Raw genomic sequence first — 3,682 nt, 5'->3', positions numbered from 1 at the left:
GGGCGCGACACTGCTGCAGCGCAACCTGATCGCCAACGTGCTTCAGAGCGAGGTATGGCGCGAGCCGTTGATGCGCGGCCGTAAAGATATCGATCAGTTCGTCACTGTGATCGCTTTGCCGCTGTACCACATCTTCGGCCTGACGGTGTGCGCGTTCGTGAGCATGCGTACTGGAGGCCTGGGTATCCTGATTCCGAATCCCCGCGATATCCCCGGCATGATCAAGTCGCTGCAGGGTTACGCTATCAACTCATTCCCGGCGGTGAACACGCTTTACAACGCACTGCTGAGCGATCCCGGCTTCGCCTCGCTAGACCTATCGAAACTGCTGATTGCCAATGGAGGTGGGATGGCCGTGCAGCGAGGCGTTGCCGCGCGGTGGAAGGAGCGCACGGGCAGGCCCATCATTGAAGGCTACGGACTGTCCGAGACCTCGCCGTGCGCGACTAGCAACCCGTCCAACGGTGCCGACTTTAGTGGTTCGGTGGGCGTGCCGCTGCCTTCTACTGTCATCTCCATTCGCGACGATGAGGGTCGGGACGTCGCGATCGGCGAACCGGGCGAAATCTGCATTCAGGGACCGCAGGTCATGGCCGGTTATTGGAACCGTCCCGATGAAACTGCGGAGGTCATGACGCCGGACGGCTTCTTCAAGTCGGGAGACATCGGCATCATGGACGAACAGGGTTTCGTGAGGATCGTCGATCGCAAGAAGGATATGGTCAACGTATCAGGCTTCAATGTCTATCCGAACGAGATCGAGGACGTGGTCGCCATGCATCCTGGCGTGTTCGAAGTCGCTGCCATCGGCGTACCCGACGAACACTCGGGTGAGGCCGTCAAACTCTTTGTCGTGCGTCGCGACCCGGAGCTCACTGAAGACGACATCCTGGCGTTCTGCCGAGAGCGGCTGACCGGATACAAGCGGCCGAAGTCGGTAGAGTTTTGCGCGGACCTGCCCAAGAGCAATGTAGGCAAGATCTTGAGGCGCAAGCTGCGCGAACGCGCGGTAAGCGAATAGTGAGGGGGGATCGAGGAGCGCCGCGGCGCTCCTCGATTAAGGTGGCACTTTGACGCTCAGCGCTGCACCACAGCGCGTTCGCGCAACTGGCCGCGAGACGCCGAATACTGGGAATAAGCGGGGAGCGACGTTGTTGTGTGTGGGACGGCGAGGTTAGGGCTGTTTTGATCGCGGTGGTGCGCGCCATGTATGCATAAGTTAGATTATTTGCGGTAGTGAATTTTCCGTACCAAAGGGCTAGGATGGTAACCGGGGACCGCAGGAACGGGTAGTGCGAGAGCATGGACACGTCGCTGCTATAGGGCCGTCGAGGCGAAGCGTGTGCGCGCCGCGCCGCCACCAGAACCGCCCCAACCCTTGCCCCTCTGGAGCCGAAATGGAACATCTTCACCCGATGTCCGACACTGAGCAGCGTCAAACGATCATCGACTTCTACCGTGCAATCGCGCAGCACAATATCGAATTGTTGCGCAGCGTGGTAACCGACGACTGGCAATACATCCCTGCGCCGCCGGGTCATCAAACCGGCCCTGACCTGATGATTCCAGCGTTCAACAATCTGGCAATCGCTTTCCCGAACATGCAAATAGAACTGCTCGACGTCCTGATTCAGGGGGACCGCGTCGCCGTACGCGCTAGCGTCTCAGGCACCCAGTCCGGCCCGCTCATGGGCGTTGCGCCAAGCTCCAAACAAGTCAAGTTCGCGGTCCACTCGTTCCATGAAATCAGGAAAGGTAAAATTGCGAAGACGTGGCATATGGAGGACTGGCTTGGCGTATTCCGCCAGATTGGCGAAATACCGACGGACCTTTCCCATTCCTGAAAGCGCATCAACCTGCGGCGACGGTTCTCTCGATCTTTCCAAGCCGCACCACCGTCACGCCCGGGCTCAATTGACGCAGGGAGGGCATGACCAGCACGCAGTCGTTGTAGGGCGTGTAGACCGGCTGCCCATTCGACCAGGCGATCAAGCTTCCCGCGTCGGGAAAGACCTCAAGTCCGGTGTAGGGTCCCGCAAAGCGGAAATCCATGCTGTCCGCCACAACGGGCTCGGTGACTCGAACGACACGCATCGCGGGCGGCAGCGGCACGATCCAACCGTCCGGCATGTCTTGCGAATCAACCACGCCTGCCAGCAATAGAAAGCGCGCGGTCGTGTCGCGAGCGACGGTGACAGCGCTTTGTTCCCAATGCTGCCCGCACTCGATCAGCAACGCGTTTTTCGGACTGTCTGCAGAACCAAACGGTTCGTAGTCGCGCATCCGGCGACCCTGTGGATGGCCCTCGTCACAGATCACGGTGGCGGGCGTACCCAGTTGCAAAGCGAGCTCGATACCTTTGTCGAGCGGCCCCGAAACGATCAGCGGCGCGCTCTTCTCATGCATCGAATGAAGGTCGAGCAGCAAATCCACCGTATCGATGACGGGCCGCATTTCACGCGCCCGTGCTAGTTCGCTGGATACGCGCGCGGTGTCGTCGAGTACTTCAGTCGTCCACACGCGATTAAAGTCCTGGTCGACGAAACGGCCCGCGTCGGGCTCCGATGGATTGAAGCTCAGGTAAGCAGCAACGTTCGCGAAGGCGAGCGTCAGGCGTCCGCGTCGCGGCCGTAGTTGCATGCGCAACAGCGCGTCCACGACGATTGCGCCGCACACTTCGTTGCCATGCGTAAGCGCGTTGATCATCACGTGTGGTCCGGGCACGCCCGACTCGAAGGTATGCACGAACGGGACGCCCGACTCCGAGCGTTCGTGCAGGGAGATATCGGGAAATTCGACCTCGATCGGATAGTTTTCAGCGGTGTCCGTCATGCGAGATTCCCCTGGCAGATGTACTTGATCGACTGGTAGTCGTCGAGGCCATACTTCGAGCCCTCGCGGCCATAACCGGATTCCTTTACGCCGCCGAAAGGCGCGGCTTCGCTCGCGAGCGCTCCCTCATTGACCCCGACAATGCCCGCTTCCAGCGCGCGTGAAACGCGGTCGATGCGCTTCACGTCCTGACTGTAGAAATACGACGCGAGCCCGAACGGTGTGTTGTTGGCCGCGTGGATTGCGTCGGCCTCGTCATCGAAACGGAACAGCGGCACGACCGGACCGAAGGTTTCCTCGCCGCAAAGAAGCATGTCGTGCGTAGCGTCCGCGAGCACCGTGGGGGCGTAATAGTGCGGGCCCAGGTCCGGCAGGCGCTTGCCGCCGGTGAGCACGCGCGCGCCGTGCGTGAGTGCATCGTCGACATGGCGCGCAATCTTGTCGATCGCGCGCACGTTGATCATCGGGCCAATCTGCGCGTTGGGATCGGTGGCCGGGGCCACCTTCAGTTCAGCTACGCGACGGCTCAGCATGTCGCCGAATTTTTCGTACACACCCGATTGCACATACACGCGGTTCGGGCACACGCACGTCTGCCCGCCGTTGCGGAATTTGGAGACCAGCAGGCCCTCGACGGCGGCGTCGAGATCGGCATCATCGAAGACAATGAACGGCGCATTGCCGCCCAGTTCAAGCGACAATTTCTTTAGCGTCCCCGCTGATTCACGTGCAAGGTACTTGCCCACCGGCGTCGATCCGGTGAATGTGATCTTGCGCACGCGCGCGTCCTGAAGCCAGTCGGCCACCGTCGCAATCGCGCGATCGCGTGACGCCGTGATCAGGTTCAGCA

Annotated in this window: 4 protein-coding genes; 2 read left to right on the top strand and 2 right to left on the bottom strand. The window is 60.7% G+C overall.

The window, feature by feature from the left end; all coding sequences use genetic code 11:
- Both WCA53_RS21350 and WCA53_RS21345 read left to right on the top strand, forming a co-directional pair.
- Nucleotides 1-1,021: AMP-binding protein (locus tag WCA53_RS21350; protein ID WP_423915324.1), on the top strand; the 1,021-nt coding region annotated here is incomplete at its 5' end.
- 376 nt (nucleotides 1,022-1,397) lie between these two features.
- A complete protein-coding gene (locus tag WCA53_RS21345; protein WP_423915322.1) occupies nucleotides 1,398-1,844 on the top strand; it encodes an ester cyclase in 447 nt (148 codons plus the stop codon).
- Between the two features lie 7 nt (nucleotides 1,845-1,851).
- Here the strand turns inward: WCA53_RS21345 and WCA53_RS21340 are convergent, their stop codons facing one another.
- Nucleotides 1,852-2,832, bottom strand: coding sequence for a M14 family metallopeptidase (locus tag WCA53_RS21340; protein WP_423915320.1), 981 nt, complete (start codon nucleotides 2,830-2,832; stop codon nucleotides 1,852-1,854).
- Nucleotides 2,829-3,682: aldehyde dehydrogenase family protein (locus tag WCA53_RS21335; protein WP_423915317.1), on the bottom strand; the 854-nt coding region annotated here is incomplete at its 5' end. The genes WCA53_RS21335 and WCA53_RS21340, both read right to left, overlap by 4 nt.

The organism is Caballeronia sp. (assembly GCF_049581465.1).
Taxonomy (GTDB): Bacteria; Pseudomonadota; Gammaproteobacteria; order Burkholderiales; family Burkholderiaceae; genus Caballeronia.
This window is presented reverse-complemented; position numbering and strand designations above follow the sequence as displayed.

Bases quoted from the DNA above. Each gene is read 5' to 3' on its own strand.
- WCA53_RS21345 (WP_423915322.1), top strand. From the start codon at position 1,398: ATGGAACATCTTCACCCGATGTCCGACACTGAGCAGCGTCAAACGATC.
- WCA53_RS21340 (WP_423915320.1), bottom strand. From the start codon at position 2,832: ATGACGGACACCGCTGAAAACTATCCGATCGAGGTCGAATTTCCCGAT.